Annotated in this window: 23 protein-coding genes and 2 pseudogenes; 7 read left to right on the forward strand and 18 right to left on the reverse strand. The window is 52.7% G+C overall.

All coding sequences use genetic code 11. The annotated features are described in order from the left end of the window. Positions 1–152: 152 nt before the first annotated feature. Positions 153–854, reverse strand: coding sequence for a pirin family protein (locus AD949_RS00900; protein WP_048836773.1), 702 nt, complete (start codon positions 852–854; stop codon positions 153–155). Between the two features lie 169 nt (positions 855–1023). Here AD949_RS00900 and AD949_RS00905 point away from each other — a divergent pair, with 169 nt between their 5' ends. Beyond that, positions 1024–1995: a LysR family transcriptional regulator gene (locus tag AD949_RS00905; protein ID WP_048836772.1), complete on the forward strand. Its 972-nt coding sequence runs from the start codon at positions 1024–1026 to the stop codon at positions 1993–1995. A gap of 3 nt (positions 1996–1998) precedes the next feature. Here AD949_RS00905 and wrbA read toward each other — a convergent pair whose 3' ends face one another. The 7 genes from wrbA to AD949_RS00935 all read right to left on the reverse strand — a co-directional run bounded on the left by wrbA (position 1999) and on the right by AD949_RS00935 (position 6965). Beyond that, entirely contained in the window at positions 1999–2595 is a 597-nt protein-coding gene (gene wrbA / locus AD949_RS00910) for an NAD(P)H:quinone oxidoreductase (RefSeq protein WP_048836775.1), read from the reverse strand. 150 nt (positions 2596–2745) lie between these two features. Beyond that, entirely contained in the window at positions 2746–3171 is a 426-nt protein-coding gene (locus AD949_RS00915; protein ID WP_048836771.1) for a DoxX family protein, read from the reverse strand. 570 nt (positions 3172–3741) lie between these two features. After that, entirely contained in the window at positions 3742–4308 is a 567-nt protein-coding gene (locus tag AD949_RS00920; protein WP_052944593.1) for a YceI family protein, read from the reverse strand. Further along, a complete protein-coding gene (locus AD949_RS00925; RefSeq protein ID WP_048836770.1) occupies positions 4305–4925 on the reverse strand; it encodes a cytochrome b in 621 nt (206 codons plus the stop codon). The genes AD949_RS00920 and AD949_RS00925 overlap by 4 nt, the downstream gene beginning before the upstream one ends. Positions 4926–4930: 5 nt before the next feature. Continuing rightward, a complete protein-coding gene (locus AD949_RS00930) occupies positions 4931–5548 on the reverse strand; it encodes a YceI family protein (protein ID WP_048836769.1) in 618 nt (205 codons plus the stop codon). 230 nt (positions 5549–5778) lie between these two features. Further along, positions 5779–5928 (reverse strand): hypothetical protein, encoded by a 150-nt coding sequence (locus tag AD949_RS13935; protein ID WP_156475908.1) that lies wholly within the window; start codon positions 5926–5928, stop codon positions 5779–5781. Between the two features lie 137 nt (positions 5929–6065). After that, on the reverse strand, positions 6066–6965 hold the full coding sequence (locus AD949_RS00935; protein WP_048836768.1) for a LysR family transcriptional regulator: 900 nt from the start codon (positions 6963–6965) through the stop codon (positions 6066–6068). 136 nt (positions 6966–7101) lie between these two features. Here AD949_RS00935 and AD949_RS00940 point away from each other — a divergent pair, with 136 nt between their 5' ends. Then, complete coding sequence (locus tag AD949_RS00940) at positions 7102–8205, forward strand: alkene reductase (RefSeq protein ID WP_048836767.1); 1104 nt, start codon at positions 7102–7104, stop codon at positions 8203–8205. A 118-nt stretch (positions 8206–8323) separates the two neighbouring features. Next, a pseudogene (locus tag AD949_RS00945) lies at positions 8324–8909 on the forward strand (IS3 family transposase); the annotation flags it as partial. 145 nt (positions 8910–9054) lie between these two features. Here the strand turns inward: AD949_RS00945 and AD949_RS00950 are convergent. Continuing rightward, positions 9055–9624 (reverse strand): hydrolase, encoded by a 570-nt coding sequence (locus AD949_RS00950; protein ID WP_048834745.1) that lies wholly within the window; start codon positions 9622–9624, stop codon positions 9055–9057. Between the two features lie 104 nt (positions 9625–9728). On the opposite strand from AD949_RS00950, the gene AD949_RS00955 reads away from it, so the two are divergent. After that, positions 9729–10358, forward strand: coding sequence for a TetR/AcrR family transcriptional regulator (locus AD949_RS00955; protein WP_048834746.1), 630 nt, complete (start codon positions 9729–9731; stop codon positions 10356–10358). 315 nt (positions 10359–10673) lie between these two features. On the opposite strand, the gene AD949_RS00960 is transcribed toward AD949_RS00955, so the two are convergent. The 3 genes from AD949_RS00960 to AD949_RS00970 form a co-directional block, all read right to left on the reverse strand. Next, the gene (locus AD949_RS00960; protein WP_048834747.1) at positions 10674–11759 is read right to left on the reverse strand and encodes an alkene reductase; all 1086 of its coding nucleotides are present in this window, start codon (positions 11757–11759) and stop codon (positions 10674–10676) included. A 38-nt stretch (positions 11760–11797) separates the two neighbouring features. After that, the gene (locus AD949_RS00965; protein WP_244463271.1) at positions 11798–12646 is read right to left on the reverse strand and encodes an MBL fold metallo-hydrolase; all 849 of its coding nucleotides are present in this window, start codon (positions 12644–12646) and stop codon (positions 11798–11800) included. A gap of 460 nt (positions 12647–13106) precedes the next feature. After that, entirely contained in the window at positions 13107–14327 is a 1221-nt protein-coding gene (locus AD949_RS00970; RefSeq protein ID WP_048834749.1) for an MFS transporter, read from the reverse strand. A gap of 108 nt (positions 14328–14435) precedes the next feature. Between AD949_RS00970 and AD949_RS00975 the strand changes: the two genes are divergently transcribed. Further along, entirely contained in the window at positions 14436–15383 is a 948-nt protein-coding gene (locus AD949_RS00975) for an AraC family transcriptional regulator (RefSeq protein ID WP_048834750.1), read from the forward strand. A gap of 155 nt (positions 15384–15538) precedes the next feature. Here the strand turns inward: AD949_RS00975 and AD949_RS00980 are convergent, their stop codons facing one another. Next, entirely contained in the window at positions 15539–15994 is a 456-nt protein-coding gene (locus AD949_RS00980) for a MarR family winged helix-turn-helix transcriptional regulator (RefSeq protein ID WP_048834751.1), read from the reverse strand. Between the two features lie 462 nt (positions 15995–16456). Here AD949_RS00980 and AD949_RS14670 point away from each other — a divergent pair. Continuing rightward, positions 16457–16722 (forward strand): annotated as a pseudogene (locus tag AD949_RS14670) (energy transducer TonB family protein); the annotation flags it as partial. A 140-nt stretch (positions 16723–16862) separates the two neighbouring features. Here AD949_RS14670 and AD949_RS00985 read toward each other — a convergent pair. From AD949_RS00985 to AD949_RS01005, 5 genes are all read right to left on the reverse strand, one after another. Continuing rightward, positions 16863–17744, reverse strand: a complete 882-nt coding sequence (locus tag AD949_RS00985) for an SDR family oxidoreductase (protein ID WP_048834752.1) — start codon at positions 17742–17744, stop codon at positions 16863–16865. A gap of 71 nt (positions 17745–17815) precedes the next feature. Next, positions 17816–18475 carry an MBL fold metallo-hydrolase gene (locus AD949_RS00990; protein WP_048834753.1) on the reverse strand — a complete coding sequence of 220 codons (660 nt, stop codon included), beginning with the start codon at positions 18473–18475 and terminating at the stop codon, positions 17816–17818. A gap of 61 nt (positions 18476–18536) precedes the next feature. Continuing rightward, entirely contained in the window at positions 18537–19268 is a 732-nt protein-coding gene (locus tag AD949_RS00995) for an SDR family oxidoreductase (RefSeq protein ID WP_048834754.1), read from the reverse strand. A 527-nt stretch (positions 19269–19795) separates the two neighbouring features. Then, positions 19796–20746 (reverse strand): alpha/beta hydrolase, encoded by a 951-nt coding sequence (locus AD949_RS01000; protein WP_048834755.1) that lies wholly within the window; start codon positions 20744–20746, stop codon positions 19796–19798. Next, on the reverse strand, positions 20743–21687 hold the full coding sequence (locus AD949_RS01005) for an MBL fold metallo-hydrolase (RefSeq protein WP_048834756.1): 945 nt from the start codon (positions 21685–21687) through the stop codon (positions 20743–20745). The genes AD949_RS01000 and AD949_RS01005 overlap by 4 nt, the downstream gene beginning before the upstream one ends. Positions 21688–21764: 77 nt before the next feature. Here AD949_RS01005 and AD949_RS01010 point away from each other — a divergent pair, with 77 nt between their 5' ends. Next, on the forward strand, positions 21765–22706 hold the full coding sequence (locus tag AD949_RS01010; protein ID WP_048834757.1) for a LysR family transcriptional regulator: 942 nt from the start codon (positions 21765–21767) through the stop codon (positions 22704–22706). The last annotated feature ends 188 nt before the right edge of the window (positions 22707–22894 follow it).

Below are 22894 nucleotides of genomic sequence, written 5' to 3' on the forward strand. Positions count from 1 at the left end.
CAGACCTTAACTTCAATTCGAGGGTATTTCAGGGGGGGGAAGGTCATCGCGCATGCTGATCAAGTCATAGCCACCAAATGTTGCTGTGTCTCGGCATCTTGCTGTAGCGATGGAATGATATTGCACCGGTGCGACCTGACATAGGCAGGAGTTTACGGAGCCGTATCAACAAGGATCACTTCAGCCTCTTTGAGCGCCTGAACCCTCAGAATATCCGTTTCTGAGATTGCAGCACCATCTCGTTCGTTAACAACCTTACTTTCTATTTCAACGGAGCCTTTGGCAACCACGAGGTAGGCCAGTCTCTTGATGCCAAGATGGTATTCTGTGGTTTCTCCTTTCCGCAATGTCGCGCCCAGCACGCGCGCGTCCGTATGAATAGGAAGGGCATCACCGTCATTCGGATAACCGGATGCCAGAGTAACGAATTTTCCGGCACGGTCATCTTTCGGGAAGGCGCGTGTGCCCCATGAAGGCGCATGACCGGCACGGTTTGGCATGATCCAGATCTGGAAGATGCGTGTCGTCACATCCTCGAAATTATGTTCACTGTGCCGGATCCCCGTGCCTGCGGACATGACCTGAACGTCCCCGGCGACAGTGCGGCCCTTGTTGCCAAGGCTGTCCTTGTGCGTGATGGCGCCTTCCCGGACATAGGTGATGATTTCCATATTCTCATGTGGGTGGGCGCCAAAGCCGGTTCCCGGCGCAATAGTGTCGTCATTCCAGACGCGCAGAGCGCCCCAGTTCATGCGGTTGGGATCGTAATAATTCGCGAAGGAGAAATGGTGCTTCGCATCCAGCCAGCCATGGTTGGCGTGGCCGAGTTTATCGAAGGGGCGGACTTCAATCATTGGCTTTCTCCTGAGATTTCAGACATCTCGTTTGCTCTGCCTCAGACGATAGAAGATACTGACATCGGTAGTATACGGAAATCATGGAAAGGAATCGTTTCCATTTCTTGCTAAATAAATATGATAAGGTTATGTAAATCGGGCTGTTTCTCTTGCGATGGGAAGAAAGATGCGACTACCGGATTTTGAAGCATGGGCGATTTTTGCAAAAGTGGCGGAGTTTGGTTCCTTCGCGCGTGCCGCAGAAGAAATACAACTTTCCAAGCCTACCGTTTCAAAAGCTGTTAGCCGACTTGAACAGGCATTGGGAATTGCGCTTTTCAATCGAAATTCTCGCCACATGTCTCTTACGGAAACAGGACGGGCGCTGCTGGGACACGCCAATCGTATTGTCATGGAAGCGGAAGCCGCCGAGACCGAAGCGCGTGGCGATATGCAGCGTCCGTCAGGGCGTATCCGGATTGCCGCTCCCATGACGTTCGGTATCCGGCATTTGGCACCTGTATTGCCGGAGTTCATGGAGCGCTATCCCGAGATCGATCTGAATATCAGCTTCAGCGATGCCGTTGTGGACATGGTGGCTGACGGATATGACATCGCACTTCGTATCGCGTCGCTTGCCGATTCATCTTTGCGGGCAAAAAAGCTGTGTGATGTAAGACTGCTTCTGGTGGCCTCTCCCCTCTGGCTGGATGCGGTGGGCAGACCGGAACATCCCCGCGATCTGGAAGCTTACAAAAGCTTTGTTTATACAAACAATACTGCGCCGGGTATGATCCGTTTTCGCAACAATACGTCAGGCAAGGAATTTGTTCTGACGCAGACTGCGCGTTTTCGCGCCGACAATGCCGAGGCTTTTCTTCCATCCCTTGAAGATGGCCTTGGCTACGGCCTGTTTCCCGAATTTATGGTGTGGGACGGGCTGCATGATGGGCGGCTGGAGCAGATTCTACCTGCATGGGAAGGGCCGGTCATCACTCTGTATCTTGTGACGTCGGCAAGTCCGATACGGTCCACACGTGTGTCGGTGTTGCTGGATTATCTGGTGAAAGCGTTTGAACATCCGCCATGGGCAAAGTTACCAGCGGATTCAAACCTGGAAAAAGGTCTTTCCCGAAAGAAGGCGTCGGGAAAGACCTGAAAGTCAGGCGAGTTTTTTGGTAATGCCTGCCACATGCTGACCGAGGAACTTTGCCCCATCCAGTTCATTAGCACTGGGCTGACGCGAGCCATCGCCCGCAGCGATTGTGGTCGCACCATACGGCGAACCACCGGTCACTTCGTCGAGCTTGAGCTGTCCCTGGAAGCTGTAAGGCAAGCCACTGATGATCATGCCGTGATGGATCAGATTCGACATGAGGGAGTACAGGGTTGTTTCCTGACCGCCATGCTGGGACGCCGTCGAGGTAAAGACCGCGCCGACCTTGCCAATCAGGGCTCCCTTGAGCCACAGGCCACCGGTCTGGTCCCAGAAGTTTGCCATCTGAGCCGGAAGACGGCCAAAGCGTGTCGGCGCACCGATAATGATCGCATCATAATTCGGCAGTTCGTCCGTCGTGGCGATGGGAGCGCTCTGTTCCGTTTTGAAGTGATGGGCTTTCGCGACGTCCTCGGGAACCAGTTCAGGAACGCGCTTGACGTCGGCTTCAAGTCCAGCGGCCCGGACACCTTCTGCGACGGCATTGGCCATGGTTTCAACGTGACCGTACGAGGAATAATAAAGAACGAGAACTTTTGGCATTTTGATTTCTTCCGTTTGAGAGGAGAACAGTTTCCGTAAGGAGTTCAGAAACCCCATGACGATAGATCCTCAATAAAAGGTGGATACCCAAAATCGGGAAACTCTTTGTTTCCCGATTTTGTTCTGAGATTATCTTAGGAATTCACGATTTCAGGCTCGATCATCATTCTTTAGAAGTGCGTCGATCGAGAAACGTCCCGGACCGGAGACGGCTAGAACGAGAAAACCACCAGCAATACTGAAGTTTTTGTAGAAATGAACCCACATGTCGTACCGTTCCATGCTGGAGAATGTCCAGTAATGGTGGCCGATGAAAGCGGTGACGATCGTGTAGAGCGCAAGAATAATTGCAAGCGGGGACGTCAGCGCACCAAGGGCGATCAGAAGACCGAGCCCCAGTTCGACCAGAATGGCCACGATTGATGAAAGGTAGGGCAGGGGGGCGCCTGTCGCGGTCATGTAAGCGACTGTGCTGGCGAAGCCCGTGAGTTTCCCCCAGCCCATGAACACGTAAAGCATAGTCAGAAGGAGGCGTGAGGCGAGAAGCAAGGGGTCACGCGGGAGGATGGGATTCATGATGTCAGGTCTTTCCGAATACGAGGGGGCGGCTGGTCAGTTGTGTTCGCCGTTGCCTTTGCTTTTAACCGCTCCGCCGGATAAAAATAATAGAAATGATATAAATATAACGTTTCTATATTTTTTCTAATCGGGATTCGATCCATCCGTCGACACAGGCCGTCTGATCAAGCAGGCGACGTCTGGATGGCGTCTCTGCGGTATGCCGCACCACATCGTCGGGAAGCTCCAGACCCGCGTGCCAGCGTCTGGTCGATGCCGCTGGCCGAGTGGACGGCAAGTCTAAGATGGTTTGTCCGACGTTGCAGCAGCAGAGAGGTAGCGCCCGCATCGAAAGCGTGCCTCGGCACCGGATGCAGTTCGCCACTCTGAGGAGAGACCGCGTTGACTGTCGATACGACGTAAATGATCGCTGAAGCGTCTTGTGCCAAGGACGGGTTGAATGGCGTCAGCCACGAGAGAAAGTGTTTTTCCACGCGGGTGTGTTCCGCCCGGCATGGAGGAAGCGCTATGTCTGGGCATTATAAGCAGATATCAGACCAGATGAGCGTGCGAAGAACATCTGGTGTTTCAGCCGCCATGCGCTGTGATATCGACATTCACGCCCACTTCGAGCGCAACCCACTGGCCTGTCGTCCATGGGCCGATACCGACGTTGAACGCGGAACGGACAAGCTGGAGATGGCCCTTGGCATGCAGGGCAGAGCCTGAGATGTCGATGGTAAGAGGCAGGGTGACGGGTTTGCTCACGCCTTTAATGGTCAGTGTGCCTTCGGCGTCATAGGCGTTGCCGCCTTTGCTCTTGAAGTCTTTCACCTCGAAAATAGTCGAAGGGAAGGCCTTAACGTCAAACCAGTCGTGACCGGGTAGCGCACCATCACGCTGCCCGTCACCTGTCGTGGCACTGGCCATATCGATGGTGATCTTCGCGTGACCGGATTCAGGATGGGCCGGATCAAAGGAGATCGTGCCATCATATTTTCCGAAATGACCTTCAAATGCCTTGCCGGTCTGGGTGCCGGAGAAGCCCAGCGTGCCGTTGCCCGAAGTAAGCGTCCAGTCGGCGGCGAAAGTCGGCGTTGAGAGCAGAAGACCAGCCATGGTAGCGACTGGCAGGAACTTGTGAAAAGCCTTCATGGGGTTTCTCTTTTCTGGCGAGGTGTGGAGGACGTGCCAAAAGACGGCAGCATCTGATGAAGAACATGGTCATGCAGGACGAACCGGTGCCGCAGGGCTGCGGCGACGTGCAGGATGATCAGACCCAGAAGCCCCCACGATGCCCAGTGGTGAACCACCTTCAGAGCAGTTTCGACCGGCGCCTTGTCGGATAGGGTCGAGAGCACCGGAAGGTCGGGCCATGGCACTGTTCCGAACAGCACGGTCGGAATGCCCAGCACCGAGACCGAAACCATCGCCCAGCCACTCAGGGGCAGCAGAACCTGCAACCCGTAGAGCGCCAGATGCGCCAGATGTGCTCCCTTTTTCTCCAGTGGTGGCATATCTGCGGGCAGGGCGGGAGCACTGTGTGCAAAGCGCCACCCAACACGCAAGGCGATCAGAAACATCACGGTGATACCAATGGATTTGTGCAGCTGGTAGAGCTGGAACACGCGCACCGTATCGAGGTGGAAATGGTCCATGATCAGACCCATCGCGATCAGGGTCAGTATTCCCAGAGCAATCGTCCAGTGAAGGATGATCGCGACCGTGGTATACCGCGTGGTCCCGCTCGCTGCGCGCGCGGGAGAAGACATGGGCGTTAGTCCTGTCGCTCGAAGGCGCCGGCAATGCGCAGATGCACATCGTCAGACACGTAAGGCACATACATCTTCACGCCGAAGTCACTGCGTTTGATGGTGCCAGTGGCTTCAAACCCGGTAGTGTATTTCTTGTCGAGAGCGTTCACGCCAGCACCAATGAAATGCACTTTGAGGGTTTCAGGCTTCGTGACACCATGCAGCGTCAGGTTGCCAGTTACGATCGCATCGTTGCGGCCTGTGATGCGAACGGACGTGGACTCAAACGTGGCATTGGGGAATTTCGCGGCATCGAACCACTGATCGCCCTTGAGTTCATCATTGAGCTTGGCGCTTGTTGTCTGCACGGACTCCACTGGGATGGTCACGGACAGTTTTGACGAAGCCGGATTTTTCGTATCAAGGGTCAGTGTGCCGGAAACATTGGAGAATACGCCGAGATAGTTCGTAAACCCGAAATGCAGGACGGAGAAACCGACCTGTGTGTGACTAGGCTCAACGTTGTAGGTTCCGGACTGGGCCTGAGCGGCGTTGGTCACAACCTGAGCAGATGCCGGACTACCTGCCAGCAGGCCGATTGCAACAGCCGCAGCAGGAAAGGAAAACAGAGTGTATTTCATGAATTGACTCTCCGATCAGTAATGAATGCGTCTTGGAAAGCAGCGCCGTGGTGTTCGGAAGGATCACCGGTTTCTGTTCCGCTGAGGTCTTCATTACCGCCGGGAGGAAGGGTAAGAAATAACAACGATGGAAACGTATGGTTTCCATATTTTATCTATATGGCTTGGGAAGGGCCCGAGATAATTTCACGCCACGATCTCCTGCATGTCCATGACCTCTTCCATTCCTCTCAGGGCCTTGTTGTGAATGCGACCAGTCCGGTTCCACCAAGAATGAAGGCTGCAACTGGTGGCAAATTCAGGCGACGTGCCAGCAGTTCCAGCGTCAGAATGAAGGAGGCAGGGAAGAGGAAGAATTCGTAGCGTGCGACGTCGGACATTGGGAACGGGATCACAAACCTCAGGATAATTTTCTTAGTCGTGTAACAGAGCAAATATCTGATTTTGTTCAGAAAAATTTTTGTAGCAAAGGGGCAGACCTCTCAGGAAATGCGCAAGTGCTACTATGTGCGTTGCGTTAAACTGCCACCGCCTCAATCTGCTCGACTATTCTGGTGATAAAATCAGAAAACGCCCGCGCTTTGGCGCTGGCCAGCTTGCCTGAGGGATAGACTATCCATAAATCGACAGGTGGGAGTGACCAGCCCGTCAGGCATCGCACCACAGTCCCGCACGCCAGTTCTGGCTGGAACATCCAATCCGCGGCAATTGTGAGACCCAGATCGGCCAGGACGGCAGCCCGAATGCCTTCGGCGGCGCTCAGATGTAGGCGCGTATGAAGGGAGACGCTGATCTCCTCCTCCTGCCGCCGGAACGTATATTTTGCGGCACTATCGCGGATGTAGCCTATGGCCTGATGCAACCCGAGATCTTCTGGCGTTTCGAGAGCCTGAGCAGATGCCAGATAGGCAGGGGTAGCAAGGACCGACCGTCGCCCTCGTCCGAGCCTTTTTGCGATCATGGTGCTATCATTGAGTGGGCCGACACGGATCGCAACGTCAATCCCCTCTGCCATAAGATCCACGCGTCGGTCATCGAGTTCGACATCAATGTCCAGTCTTGGATGTTGATTCAGAAGCAGGCCAAGACGAGGTACAATCTGAAGGCGCCCGAAAGTGGTCGGAACGGCAACCCGAAGTCTTCCCTGCAAGCTGGCTGTGCTGCCGCGCGCTGCTGCATCCGCTTCTTCCGTATCAGACACGATACGGGCCACGCGCTCGAAATAGCGCTGCCCTGCGTCTGTCGGTGTCAGACCGTGCGCCGAACGGAGAAGGAGTTGTACACCCAGCTGGCGTTCGAGCTGTGTGATAGCCTTTGAGACAGCAGGCTGCCCCAGATGCATCAGTCGTGCGGCTGCGGAAAAGGAGCCACTTTCTACAACCCGCACGAAGGCGGTCATGGCCTGAAGGCGATCCATTTCATTATTCCAATACGGAATTCTATCTATACCTAAAGACCGCCTGCCAATCCAATCTGGAAATGTCCATCCTGTGTTGCATGTGAACAATCACAGTGAGCCCCGCAGCAGTGGGCCAACACAGGAATGATCCAACATGACTGACCTTCTTTTTTCTCCTAAATTCGTAGGGCCCACGCGGCTTGAACATCGTGTTGTCATGGCGCCGCTGACCCGGATGCGCTCAAGCATCGGCAACCTGCCCAACGATTTGATGCTTGAATACTATACCCAGCGTGCGACGCCGGGTGGCCTGCTGATCTCCGAAGCTTCACCGGTTGCTCTGACTGGATACGGTTTTGAACGTGCCGCAGGTATTTACGATGATGCACAGATACCGGGTTGGAAACGCATTACAGACGGTGTTCATGCCAAAGGGGGGAGGATGTTCCTGCAACTATGGCATGTAGGGCGACAGTCTGCTCGTGTTCTTCAACCCGGTGGTGCAGCACCCCTCGCGCCGTCCGCCATTCGGGCCGACGGCACGGCGTGGATGCTGAACGGCACAGTGCCATACGATATGCCGCGCGCCCTGGAACTTGATGAAATTCCGGCCTTGATCGATGCTTACCGTCAGGCAGCGTCCCGCGCCTTGAAGGCGGGGTTCGACGGTGTGGAAATCCATGGCGCCAATGGTTATCTGCCGGACCAGTTTTTGCAGGACGGCACAAACAGGCGCACCGACGCCTATGGCGGCTCTGTTGAAAGTCGCGCACGCTTTCTTCGGGAGGTGACCCAGGCAGCCATTGACGTCTGGGGCGGCGACCGTGTGGGCGTGCGTCTTACCCCTAGCGGATCCTATGGCTCCATGTCTGACAGCAACAGGCATGCCACGTTCAGCTATGTTGCCACGATGCTGGAGGATATGGGGGTTGCCTATCTACACATCGTTCAGCCACGGATAGGCGCGGACGCCGAACCAGATCCTGTCGATGTTTCTGTTTTGCGTCCTCTTTTTTCCCGCACCATCATCGCCGCAGGCGGTTTCACCCGTGAGAGCGCGGAGAGATTGCTGGAGTCCGGCGATGCGGATCTGATCGCGTTTGGCCGGGCGTTTATCGCCAACCCGGATCTGGTCATGCGACTTCGGAACAACTGGTCCCTGAATCGCTATGATCGTTCGACCTTTTATGGCGGTGATTCACATGGCTACACAGATTACCCGACATATACGGGCGAGAATGAGGATCCGTCGACGTAAGAATGACACGACACAGGGAACAGGGGGACGTCGATGGCGCGGGGTAATGGCAACTGTTGTGCTGCAGATTATCCTCTTCGCTGCGCATCTTTCATCTTCTGAACGATGTGGCCATACAATCGGTGTTGTTAGGACACGACGCTTCAAGGTGACCACGAACAGTTCGCACAAGCACAGTATTGAACCCAACCTTCTGGGGCAGGATTTTTCAGCACCAGGGCTTAACCAGAAATGGACAGCGGACATAACATATATCTGGACATGTGAAGGCTGGGTTTATCTGGCTGTGGTGCTGGACCTCTTCTCACGAAGAGTCATCGGCTGGAACCTTGAGGTCCGTATGACCGCAGATCTTGCCACCACAGCGTTACAGCACGCTATCGCCTTGCGTCCAGCCACCACCAGACTGCATCCATCATGCGGATCGTGGCAGTCAGTATTGTTCAGAGGCTTACCGGAAGCTCCTTTCTGCCCATGGCTTTCGCGTATCCATGAGCAGAAAGGGAAACTGCTGGGATAATGCGGTGACTGAGAGTTTCTTCAAGACCTTAAAAGCGGAACTCCTGTGGTAGCAAGCATGGATGACGCGTCAGGACGTCGAGCAGGCCATCACATGCTACATTAATGATTTCTATAATCCGCAGAGGATGTGTTCCGCACTTCAATGGAAAAGTCCTTTGGATCACGAGCGCAACGCCGCTTAACAGATAACCCATGGTCCGAAACTAAACGGTGACACGTCCAGCTTCAGAATCATAACCTATTGAGGTAATTATCATCCAAAAAGCGAGAACGGGGATTTCCAGAACCAAGCTGAATTAGGTCTGGTACATTCCAACGGGCCAGCGATTATGCTTCAAGAGTGATGAGGTCACTCGTTGTTACCCTCCCAAGCATCGGGAAGATGTGGTCACAGGCGAAACGCTGCATGTCATCTGAGAAGGTTGACGTAAGATCCTCGGCGATGACAACGCCATACCCATGCTCGTGGGCAGCGCGGGCAGTGGATTCAACGCCCATATTTGTCGCGATTCCTCCCAAGACGATGGTATCAATTCCACGCCGCCTGAGCTGTAAATCAAGATCAGTTCCATAGAATGCGCCCCATTGCCGTTTTGTGATCAGGAGGTCCGTCGGTTCAGCCAGACCGTCCACAAGTTCGGTCCAGTCCTGAGAAAAGCCGCCCGGAGGAGGCGCGATGGGGCGGTCGATCTCTGTTTGCACAGCATCAGCAAAATCCGGAGCAAAGGCGACATTTACCAGAATTACGAGGCCTCCAACCGCGCGAAAACGGGAAGCCAGCTTTTTTGAACGTTCAACCACTGTATCACCTGTAAAAGGGGCTAGCGGTCGCCCTATAATACCTTTCTGCAGATCAATCAGGACCAGAGCTGTTCGGGATACCGGCAGAGAAATCATGATGACAGTTCCTTGTCTGCTTGCGTGCTTCGCGGACTTATTGTCCGACAGACGCTGGATTGGTATAGTTTGAGGATAAACTCAAACAGGAGTATTATTTGAGCATGGACTCAAATACGTCAAGTGAGAAACGCGAACCTATCCAGCCACGCCGTGCTGGGGGGCGTCAGAGGGTGGCTGAATTGCTGGCCGCTGCCTCTGACCTCATGGCAGAGCGTGGGTATGAAGCGACCACTATGGCGGAAATTGCAGCACGTGCAGGTGCAAAGATCGGCTCGCTCTATCGGTTTTTCCCCAATAAGGAAGCCATAGCTGAGGCGCTGTTGCAGCATCATGCCGCTATTATGAATGAAGAATATGAGGCGCTGGCTGCGCGGGCGGCTGATCTTTCGCCGGAAGAGCTTGCAGATATCCTGATCGACCTGATGGTTATTCTTTACCCACGTGTAAAATCACTTCCTGCCTTGATGGACGCCCGCACTGACAGGGCAGAAATACGGCATACGTCCCGCAGCCGGGCATTGCAGGGCATTGCGGCGGCACTTCAGGTTTGCGCATCCGGACTGGATGCTACAGCAGCGCAGGATATTGCAGTCGTGGTGCTGAATAATATGAAAACTATGTTGGGCATGGTCCTGAAAGATGTGCCGACCACACCGGCGGCTCCTGATGAGTTGCGCAGCATGAACAGGCTTTACCTTGCCGCTAGGCTTGGCTCCTACCAGAGAGAATGAAGTGGCGGAAACATTCTGTTCATTGGATGGCAGGTTACCGGCCCATCTGAATGAAGATGATTGACCGGGATGACCGGATAAAGACAGATGCCATAAAGGTAGAAACAGCATTGGCACGCTTGATGTGCCAATGCTGTTTACCCACCTGTGTTACGCTTAGCTATCCCACTGTTTCCGTTTTTTTCAGAAAAAACGGTTATTTCTATGTCTTTCACAAAATGGATTCACTGATGAGTGAAACTCCACACGCTGTCTATGTCTAATCCGCTTTTGCCGTACCAAATTTTCTCTTCGGCGTAGCGGAAGGAAACGGCGTTAGCCTTCCTTATTCAAGGCACTGTAATCCGTGTACCCAGCCTGACCCTGACTGTACCATGTCTTGACGATATCTTGATTCAGAGGAAGGTCGTTTTCCAGACGGTAAACAAGGTCGGGGTTGGCAATAAAGTTGCGACCGAAGGAAATGGCGTCCGCAATACCCGTTTCAACCGCGGCAAGTGCGTCTTCGCGTGTATAATCCTGATTAAGAATTAAGGGGTGATGAAAGACGTTTTTGATCGGACCATGCAGCTTTGCCTGATTCGTTTGGCCAAAAAATGTGCCATCGGGGCTGGATTCCCGAAGTTCCAGAAAAGCAATTTCCAACGTATTCAACATGCACGCAGCCGGAACAAAAACATGCTCGGGGTGACTATCGATGCACCCTTGGGACTCCCCATTCGGGGAGAGGCGAACAGACGTTTTTCCAGCCCCCGCAATAGCCACAACTCGCTCAGCTACATCCTGAAGAAAACGTATCCGATTTTCTGCTGATCCTCCATAGGAGTCTGTTCTCAGATTGGTGCTGTCCCTTAGGAACTCGTCAATCAGATAACCATTGGCCGCATGGATCTGCACACCGTCAAATCCGGCAGCCAATGCATTGCGTGTTGCCCGTTCATACTCTTCCAGAATGCGTTCTATATCCTGTTTTGTAAGCTCCCGTGCCTGTTCAGCATCCTGTTTTCCATCGTAGGTGTGTAGTTTTTCTGACGGTGTGGTGGGTGAGCAGGATACCGGTTGCAGTCCCGTGACACTTGAATGAACCATACGGCCCATATGCCAGAGCTGCGCTACTATTTTTCCATTTTTTTTATGCACAGCCTCAACAACAGGTTTCCATGCTTCAACCTGTTGTTGGGACCATATTCCTGGCGCATAGGGCCACCCCAGACCTTCCTGACTTATACCAACTGCTTCGGAAATAATAAGACCAGCTGATGATCTTTGTGCATAATATTCGGCCATAATTGGGGTTGGGATATGGTCCCGAGTGGCGCGCGCACGGGTAAGAGGAGCCATGATGACACGGTTGGCGGCATGAATGTCACCAAGCTGAATAGGGTCAAATAAGGTAACCATTGGTCTGCTCTCCGTATGAGATGGACAGGTGTGTCAGTTTAAAGTGTGTAAATCCACGGTTCCGGCAAAAGCCCGTAAGTCTGGTCTTCTTTGACAACGCGTGCAAAACCCGGAAAATCAACATGCATGCCCGCAATCAGAAAGTGATGGTGACTGGCTTTTTCGAATAATTCTTTCCGGGTTTTTTCAGCTTCAACCGGATTGACATCGAATGTCATCGTGACTTCTGGACGATATACCTGAATTTCAGGAACATGTATGAGATCTCCCCATATGAGAAGTTTTTCCTGTTCGGATGCAATCAGGAACCCGGAGTGTCCGGGTGTATGACCAGGCAGAGGCCAGCTTGTCACACCGGGGAAAACGTTTTCACTGCCACTGAAGCTTCTGATTTTATGTTTGTAGGGAGCAATCTGTTCATGAACACAGTCGAAAAAAAGTGTTCGATCTTCAGGCGGTATCTTCTCTCTCAGCGTTTCATCTGACCAGTAAGCAAGTTCTTTTTCGTGCAACACAATGTCAGCGTTCGGGAAAAATGGCGTCCCAGTTGCACGGTCAGAAAGCCCGGCAGAATGATCGGGATGAATGTGCGTGAGAAGAACCGTATCAATATCAAGGGGATCAACCCCTGCATACTGAAGATTTTGAAGCAATTTCCCGGCGGAAGACTGGAGATAGGTGCCACATCCGGTATCAATCAGAGCGATGCGGCCTGCGGAGTGTATCAGAAAACAATTTACCGAAGCACGTCTGGCAGGACGGAACTGTTTGCTCAGGATATTCCGTGCTTCATCGGGATCGATATTTTGCAAGGAACTCATTCCTGCATCGAGATAACCATCTGACACAGATGTGACGACAATGTTGCCAACACGGCGATGATACACAGAGGGAACCTGCCGGGTGGGGGCGCTAGACATCAGAAAAACCAGCCTTTCATCATGATGAGGATTATCTCAGTTTTTTCTGCGGCTCTTTCAGGAAGGTAGCCTGAGGTTGTGGGACGATCCATGATCATAAATCCGAAATTTTTGATCAAAAATCCTGAAACTCTTTTTAAACCGGATGGCGTAGTCTCATTAGCTATCCGATGCTGTGTTGCTTCGGTCGAGCTGTTTCGCACGTAGTCTGGCGTGAAACAGAATTGTTAGCGGCTTCTTGGGGGCATGAGAGCCTGCCCGAGGAAAGCAGGCGTCTTGTCTGTTCTCACTTTCCCTTCTGCCGAAATCTGACAGCTAATAATATTGCAGGGAAAGACATGCCATAACGTCGGCTGGCTGTCAGATGGTGGACATCATTTCAATGGCGCGCGGTGTCTGACAGCAAAAGCCTGATGTTTGATTTACGTCATGTGGGAAGGGCAGGGTTGGTTTGAACTCTGAGTGCGATCAGCAGAGCCGACAGCAGAAGGATCGCGCTGGCTGCACCAAAGACACCGACCACGCCGGCAAGACTGAACATTAAACCGCCCACAGCAGCACCGGCTGCGATTGCGGACTGCACGGACACCACAACCATACCGCCAGCGCTTTCCGCCTGATCAGGAACCGCATGTGCGACCCAGTTCGACCACGCCACGGGAACACCCCCGAAAGCCATTCCCCACAGAATGACCAGAAACACCTGTCCGACCAGCCCCGCAGGTAGCAGGATTAGACCCAAACTGGCGATGCCGATCAAAATAGGCATGACGACGAGCGTCGTGCGTAGGCTATGCTCAAGTAGCCACCCGGCGACAAGAGTCCCAATAAAGTTTGCTGCGCCAAAAGCTAATAATACCAGTGCTAATCCACTTACATTAATGACCATCACGCTTTCCAGCACCGGGCGGATGTAGGTAAACAAGGCATATTGGCCGGTATGGACAAGAGTGCAGCATAACATACCTACCCCAATGCCGGGTCTGCGCAGGATGTCCAGAATGGTGCCGAGCCGGGCCGGACTGCGTGGTTCCAGCGCGGGAAGCGTAAGAAACTGGAAGATTAGCGTCACGCCGCCGAGTGCCGCTGCCGCGAAAAATGCGGCGCGCCAGCCGTACAGACCACCCAGATAACTGCCAAGTGGTACGGCAACGACAGTTGCTACTGAAATACCACTAAAAATAATGGATAGAGCACGGGGAAGAAGGGCCGCAGGAACAAGGCGCATCGCCACGGCCGCCGCCATGCTCCAGAAACCTCCCAGCGCGATGCCCAGTAAAACCCGCATGGCGAGGAGCACGATCAGACTGGAGGATAATGCCGCCAGCAGGTTGGACGCGATCATCAGCATACTGAACGCAAGCAGCACGATACGGCGGTCGACCCGCCGTGTCAGGCTTGCGGTCAGCAGGCCAGAGAACATGGCGACCACGGCGGTTACAGTAACGGCCTGTCCCGCCAAAGCTTCTGAGACGCCAAGCCCTGTTGCCATGGGTGTCAGGAGGCTTGCGGGAAGGTATTCGGCCGTCAAAAGCCCGAAAACTCCCATGGTTAGGGAAAAAACTGCCATCCACGCAGGTGATGTGGGGTCATTCTTGACCATAGCGCCCGTGTCAGGGGTGATAGGCTCTCGTACTGTATCATTCATAAGAAAGTCCTCAGATTTGCTGTTGCTCAATAGACTAGACGGCACAATCGGGACGATCTATGATTATTAATCCTTATTTTTTGATCATAACGCTTGGATACTTTATCATTGGACCAGATCGTTCCATCTTCTGATCTCATGAATGAACTGCTTCTCGGGATGCGTCTGCGCGGTATGCAGTATCGTCGCATCCATGCGAGTGACTCTTTTGGATTTGCGTTCAAGGCAAAACCCGGCTGTGCTTATTTCCATTTTCTGGCAGCTGGCACAGCACATCTCCTGAGTGAAGATGGTGCGATTCAGACGCTCTCGGCGGGAAACGCGGTCTTTCTTCCACATGGGAGCGGACATAAAATCTTTTCAGATCCAAAGGCTGTGGTTCTGGATATCGATCACTGCGATGTCATGCCTCTTAGCGAAACTGTTAGTGCGGTGAAGACTGGCTTGAACAACACATCGCATACGATTTTCTTTAGTGGGTGTATGGAGTTCGACCTTGGAGGTCTTCAGGGACTTGTTCCTTTAATGCCAGAACTCATGATGATTGACGCAACAAGCCAGCGTTATGTTGAACTCATGCCAATCCTGACAGCCATGGAGAAGGAAGCCTGTGCTGGGCGCGTGGGAGATGCCGGTATTCTAGCGCGTCTCGCGGATGTCGTCATGGCAGTAATTGTTCGGGGATGGGTCGAATGTGGTTGTGGCAATAGTTCCGCATTCGTGACAGCTTTGCGAGAACCGAGGCTATCGCGTGCCATTCTGGCTCTACATCGTCAACCTGGACACGATTGGACTGTAGCGGAACTGGCGGCGGAAAGCGGTCTCTCGCGATCGGTGTTTGCAAAGCGGTTTCAGGAAACGATTGGTGTCGCCCCACTGCGTTATGCAGGAGAACTCCGGATGCGCATTGCCAGGACTTGGCTGGCGTACGATAGAATGTCTATTGAAAGAGTAGCTGAACGCCTTGGCTACGCATCACAGGCGGCGTTCAGTCGCGCATACAAACGGATTACCGGGACATCGCCCGGTCACAGCCGCCGAGAGCAGACAACGTAGTTTGTTATGTCCTATGTGTTTAGCCCCGAAGGTTTCCCTGTATGAGCAGAGTTTTGATGTGTTGTCGTGAACAAAACAATGAAAGTGTGAAGCGGGGAGAGAGACCTGTTCGGGAATACAATTGTCAACGGGGCTACGGCAGATATCTCGCAGTCTCACGCGTTGGCTGAATTGTCAGTTCGTCGTCGCGCTAGAAGTTTAGTCTCAATATCTTTAAGCGTTGCGTTTACAAGATCTAGCTGACCAGCGTCCTCGATTAGGCCTTGTAGATCCTTACTCCACGCATCTCGCATCCGCGTGAAATTAGTTTTTGCAATACTGGTCAGGTAAAGCTTTTTTCCGCGTGCATCGCGAGAGTCTTTTTCCTGTCGCAATAAACCTTTCTCCGTTAATCCACGCAATATACGACTGAAATTGCTTGACGGTAAAAGCGTCGCCTCGGCGGCATCCCTCGCGGATGCGCCTGGATTTTGCCTAATGTAGCGCATGACCAGAATCTCGACCGGAGTGCAGGGAGCGGGTTCGAGGTCTGTTGGCACCGTAAGCTGCCGACTAATCGCGTGAATTAAATCAGCGAGTAAGTAAAGTTTCTGTGCATAGTCGTCAGTCATGGTTTGCAATAGCACCTAATTATATAATGGCATTAAGGCTTGGTCGTTTTATATACAGTTTTCTGACATAGCCAGTTTGTGACAGGTGAAGCGGAATGTGGGCATAAACGCTTGCTAGAACACCATAGTGGTAATCGCAATATGCTTATATGTCAGCGCAAAATAATTGTTCTGATAGTTTTGTCTTTCAGAGCGTTTTTTAAATGATCTGTCTGTCCATTAAATTAAATCTTGTCTGATAGGTTGGAACGGAGAAGAGCATCGACGATCAATAGCGCGCCGCGTCAGTCTCCTGCCCCGGATGGGCTTATTGGTGCCGGCCTCTTGTCGAGAATCTCTCTGTTTGGCTCAAGGAATAGCGCGCTGCCGCAACCGCGATACGATAAAACAGCACTATCGTTCCACTCAGTCATTCGCATCGCAGCAACAGCAGGCTGGATCAAGTGCTGACAGGCCCAAGTGCGGTTGGAAAAATTCAAGCGGTATCCACCGATGCCATGGAAGATCATCAGGAAGGTGTGCCAACAATAACCTTCTTCATGGACGGTAAAGGTCCTACGCGATCGGTCACTCTTACTCATAGTTCTGGTCATGTGTTGCTAGATTAGGAAGCGATGGCATTGCCGAAGCGCGCCCAGCCGCTCCCTATGCTCCCTGACACGCTGGTGGGTGATCCGATCACGCTCACCGTACCGATTGAGTGCTATATCCAGTCATCACGGAACTAAATTCGTCGTTGATTCCCTCTGTTTGCAAAAAATATCTTGGATACTTGCTTTTCTAGAAGATCGTTTCGCTCAAGCTAGACCATTTTCCTTTTCCATAATAAGAAAAATGATGATAGCTCGAAACTGATCTCCGCACGATTTCAGGATCGACTGATTTTCTCAAGATCAGCCAGAAGTCCCGGACCTGTGGGATGCCAACCTGTCCGCTTTATCGTCTCATCGGACGACGCGGGCATATCCATGGCAACAAAGGGTGCCAATGGCCCAAAATGGTCTTGTGCCTCCTCGGTATTAAGCGATTTTATCGGAATCCCGAGACTGCGGCTGATTGTCGTGGCAATGGCCCGCATCTCAATGCCTTCCTCAGCAACGGCGTGATATTTTGCTCCGGCCTCGGGCATTTCCAATGCTATCCGAAAGAGACGGGCCACATCCGAAACATGCGCTGCTGGCCACAGATTATTGCCATCGTTTATATAGGCGGATAGTCCTGTTGTCCGTGCGATATCAATCAGGGTGCTCACAAGCCCCTGTCTGCGTACGTTGTGTATCTGCGATAGACGGATGACCGAAGCGATGACACCTTGTGAAACTAGGTGCAATGCGGTTTGCTCGGACACGCGTGGAAAACTGTAGGTTGTCGGGACGTTATCGTCTTCCGTTAAGATCCGTCCCGGTGCCAGTCCGCCTATTCCGTTGGGCACGAGTAAGGGTTTTGAGGTGCCGACGAGAGAGGCTCCGATTGTTTCAATAGCGCTTTTGTCAAGCGCGCATGACGCTTGAAAGGCTGCAAAATCAGGATTGAACGCAAGGTGAATAACACCATCGGCTTTTTCTGAACCGATACGCAGACTTTCATGATTGTCGAGCGAGCCGCGCAGGACTTCGGCACCAGCAGCCTGAATGGCACGGGCTGCTTCCTCGGATCTGGCTAACCCGAGCACCTCATGGCCCGCGGAAAGAAGTTCGGAAACGACAGCGGAGCCAACGAATCCATTTGCACCGGTAATGAATACTTTCATGCGTATTCCCTCTTGTCAGTTCGTGCCAATTTAGAGTGCTATTTCGCATAGGGCACTCAATAGTCAGCACTTCAAGCGACTTCATCGCCTTTAAGGCGCTCTATGATTTTCAATATTTTATGACGTGCTGAGAGTTTGTCGCTCAGTATCGTGTGCTGTTCGCCACGCATAGAAACCCACGGTACCAAGACATCAAAGTCCAGTTCCGCAATGGTTTCCAGACTTGAGATATAGTGCTGACGGTTGCTTTCATCCAGAACAACCGCTTCCCATCGGTTATGGTGGGACCAGATCATGTCACCGCTGAACAGCACGCGATGAGCACCACACGTCCAGAGAAACATGGAAAATCCCGCTGTGTGCCCCGGTGTGGAAATGATCTCGATCGCATTATTGCTTCCCGAATAAGTTGCTAAATCTACCACCCCCGACATGGACGCTCTGGTTTGAGAGAGGTCAGACGTTGCAACGTATGCAGTTACGTCCAGTTCAGGCGCTTTATACATGGCCTCGTGCCAATGGCTCATAAGGAGAGCAGACGGCGCACCAAGTTCAACGATTGCGTTCTTGTCTTGAGAAAGGCCGGGCGAGTTGTAGATTACAATAGATCCGTTATCTGTCTTGATCAGATAGGATCGCACCTCGACGCCTTGCATGAAGGGTAGGTCTGCGGGTTCCGTGACAAAGAGACCCGGTAGCGAAATATCCTTGTTCGAGACTTCACGAAGCATTTGTGACTCCAAACGAAAAAATAGACGCGCCGGAGAACATCGTCCTACGGCGCATCATCATTCAGCCTTCGTAAGTGCCGCCGTATTGCACCGGTACCAAATCTGCCTGCTTTTCACCCGATCGCACGAGTTCGAGGATTTTTTCCGCAACCTGTTCAGGGCGCTGACGTTCCGCAGCGATGGGTGCCTCCAGCTTCTTGGCTGATTCTGCTCCGGCTTTGATTGACGCGACCAATTCTGTCTCGGTAATGAAGGGGTAAATCACGGATACCGCAATGTTGGCTTTTTCGAGTTCGATCCGTGCCACACCCGATATGGTGCTCAACGCCGCTTTGGTTGCGCTGTAGGCAGCGCTTTCCGCAAGCGGATGGAACCAGATGCCGGAACTCACATTGACGATGCTTCCTGCGCCCTGCTTGTGCATAGCGGGCAGGGCATGTTGCATCATGACGAGAGGGGCCAGAACATTGAGCTCGAAGATGTCGCGGAAGTCATCGATATTGATCTGTTCAATAGGGGCCTGAAGTGCTTGCCCCGCATTGTTGATCAAAATGTCGATGCGTCCGTGGATTTTGAGAGTTTCCTGAATCGCATGGTCGACTTGGTCACGGTCCGTGACATCGCAGCGGATCGCGACAGCATCGCTCAGTTCCTCAGCCAATTTTTTGATCCGTTCCTCACGGCGAGCAAGCAAGATTACTTTTGCCCCGGCAGCGGACAACGCACGTGCGGTTGCTGCTCCGATACCCGAAGATGCGCCGGTAACGATAGCAACTGAGCCTGGTATCTTCATGTTCCAATTCCCTTGGTTTTTGGCCTACGGTAACCTTAAACCGCATAGGGGAATTATAGCTATCAAATGATAGCTAACGTCAAGATTAAAGAATCTTGGCTGCGTCAAGGAGGACGTGACATGTATTGAAGTTTAAACTTGGTGGTTATGATACATGCACGTAATGGAAGGGAGACGTAGTCCCGATTTTCCGATGGGACGTCTTTCCATGGAAGACCGTTGCGAATGGCGTAAATGATTTCGCTCTGGCCCGTCTGCCGCCCACTCGTGGCACGCCATGCGCCAGAGGAAAATGCGGCTTAATCCGTTCCATCTGGCTCTCAGGCGGCAAATTACCTTGTTCACAGACCTAACCCTCTATCGTAGGCCTGTGAAGCACAACAACTCGCTCAGTTCACTGAATTAAAGGGTCCTGTGCTCAGTATGAATAGCCAAGATTGCTCCCATCGGGATTCATATAATACGCTTTGAAGCAAAACGCGGCATGGTATCACATGGAGTAAAGATGCTCTGACGGATATTCTGTATCAAGTATCTGCAAGAAAAACCTTGATGCTTTCCAGAACCTGCCATCGGTTTTTCTCCATAACCACCATATGCGTTCCCTCTCCAATTTCCACCCAGCGTCGGTAAGGTGCATTCCGAAAGAGCGGGAAGAGGTTCGCCATTTGCGCGGTGGTTACACTCCTATCCCACTCGGCATGAAGCAAAAGAACCGGGACAGTGATGTTTTCTGGCGAGTAGAAGGATTTTCCGGCAGACCAGTATTCGCGGATATCCTGAATTACGCCTGCTGGCGCACGGATGATGCCATTCTGTTCCGCAGGGTCACTGGCGAGCATGACCGCAACCCATTGTTCGAACCATCCTTCAGGAAGAATTTCGCCGCGTTTGTCTCCCGGCGCCCCGTCCAGCCAGCGTTGGTGGAATGCCGCCACATCGAACCGCCGATAGGCGTGAATAGGCCCACCGGGATCCAGCAAAGCCACGCCATTATTAATCCATTGCGGCGCGATGAGTGTCAGTTTTTCGACTTTGCTATTATTGGCAGCCGTATAAGCGCCTGTAACGGTGCCACCCCATGACATGCCGATCAGGCACAAGCGAGGCAGAGCGTGTTGGGTCAGGATGTAATCGACGGCGGCTCCCAGATCACGCACTGCGGTTTCAGTTCTGACCTGAGGAGGCGCATCTTCCGGTGCGCCCTCCATGCCCGGTGGACGTGTTGAACCACCGAAGCCGCGCACGTTGAGCGCGTAGACGTCAAACCCCTCTTGAGCAAGACTGTCCATAAACGCTCCATCACCCACTGGAATGTCAAACAGACTTTCCGCAGGCAGCGTTGCACCGTGCATCAACAAAATGGTGCGCTCAGGACCAAATGACTGGATGTCCGTACGGCGCTTACGGCGCAAGTGGAGTGAAATGCCCGCAGTATCACTCGGGATATGCAGATTTTCCGTATGAATGTTTGTCATTTGATTTCTCCTGCATTTGGCTGGGCAAATTCCCATGAGAACCCACCCTCACGGCGTCTGACATAACCCGCACTCGTTTCCGCAAAGTGGGGAGTAAAACATAGGTTTCCACTTTCGGCTGCTAGTTCGAGCAGCCACCGGCGGGAGCGTTCCGCGGCATCAATGAATTCGCAGTAAACAGAGCGGAGATCCGGGCGATAGACCTGAAGTGGATGATGCATGACATCTCCCGTAAACCAGGCTTCCTGCCCCTGCGATCGCAGGCGGATTGAGGCATGATCAATGCTGTGTCCCGGGGTCGAATGGAAGGAGAGGCCTGCAAGAATTTCCTGACCGTCGATCGTGATAGGCTGCCCAAGCCCGGCTTCGATAACAGGAAGCATGCTGTCCTGATAGACACGGCGCAGCGGGCGATGGTCGGGATGTCCCAAAACCTCAGGAGGCAGATCCGGTGCTGGATCAATTCCGTCATTGCTGGCACCATAACGTGCTTCAATTTCCGAAAAATAATGACGCGCGTTCGGAAAAGTCGGCACCCATTTTCCATCGCGCAGATGGGTGTTCCACCCGACATGATCGGCGTGGATATGCGTGTGCAACACAGCATCAATCTGCTCGGGCTGCACACCTGCTGCTGCAAGACGCGCGAGAAACGGCGTATGCAGATGATCAAGTGCTGGGGCCGCCGGTAAGGGTTTGTCATTCCCGGTAGCTGTATCGACTAGGATAGTGGTGCCCGGCAATTGGACGAGCCAAGCGTGGGTTCCCTGTGCGAGCCTGCCGGTGGTGCTGTTAAAAGAGCCGGGCGTCAAGGATGGGCCAAACGTTGCCAACGCCTCAGGATCGATATCCGGATACAGTCTTCCGGGATCAGCATTGTCCCAGTGCAGTTCTTGGATACGCGTAATGCGGGCGTCTCCTACCTGAAAAGCCTCTGTCATTTTAGCCCCAATGCAATTGTTTTCCGTTGTCTCTCAAGCTAGGGTGCCTCCAACCATCATACAAATCGATTTGACGCATGAAGCCCATTGACCATTTCAATCTTAGGTCCTTTGACCTTAATCTGCTAATTGCTTTTGATGCCCTTGTGTCAGAACGCAGTGTCACGAAAGCCGCGCACCGTTTGCGCATTCAGCAACCGGCAATGAGCCATGCTCTGGCAACGCTCAGAATACTCCTGGCAGATGAGGTGCTGGTCAGAACAGGTTCTGTCATGCTGCCTACCGCCAAAGCGGTGGCCATGGCTCCCCGTGTCGCTGAGATGTTGATGCAGGTTCAAGGCATCCTGACAGCCGAGGACCGGTTTGACCCAGAGACAGAGAAGCGGATTTTCCGTTTTGGATTTTCATCCGAACTTGAAGTCTTTCTCATGCCGGGACTGACGGCTTATCTACAACGCCATGCGCCGGGGATCAGGCTGCTATCACGCGGTTCACCGCGAAATGAAGTGCATACGTTGCTGGACACCGGCGCGCTGGATATTGCGGTCGGATGTTTTGATTTCGGGCTAGAACGCCACTGCGGTATGCCGCTGTATGACCAATCGCTCGCCTGCTGCTTTAACCCCGATCTGATCGATCCGGACGCCCCGCTCACGGTTGAGCGCTATCTTGCGTTACCCCATGCGCTCATAACGTTGAAGGACGATATTCAGGGGTGTCTGTCCGAGGCTCTGGGGCGGATCGGTCAGAAACTTAACGTCGTTCTGGCCGCATCAGATTTCCTGACGGCCCTTGCAACTGCGGCAGCCGCGCCTGTTCTGGCGACGTTACCGAGCCGCATCGCGCACCAGCATGCGGCCCATTTCGGTCTGGTGCTGCGCCCTGTCCCGCTGGACCTGCGTATTCCTGCTGTTTCGATGGTTTGGTCTGCTCGCAGCGACCGTGATCCTGCTGCCATGTGGCTGCGTGCTGCTGTGGCGTCGATATTAAAAAATGAGATATTAATTTCTAATTCCTGAATATAAAATAACACATATCTAAATTTTATAAAATACAACAATAAATAATACGTAAAATAATTATGTATTATTTTTTTTGTTATAATAAAAAGTATTATTCTCGAAATTCATTCTTACTATCCCTCCGTTTTATTGAACGGTGTGAAGAAGTCATAAGAGCCTGTTTGAAAAGTCACGGATGAGCGTTT

It is taken from the genome of Acetobacter orleanensis (genome assembly GCF_001581005.1).
Classification (GTDB): domain Bacteria; phylum Pseudomonadota; class Alphaproteobacteria; order Acetobacterales; family Acetobacteraceae; genus Acetobacter; species Acetobacter orleanensis.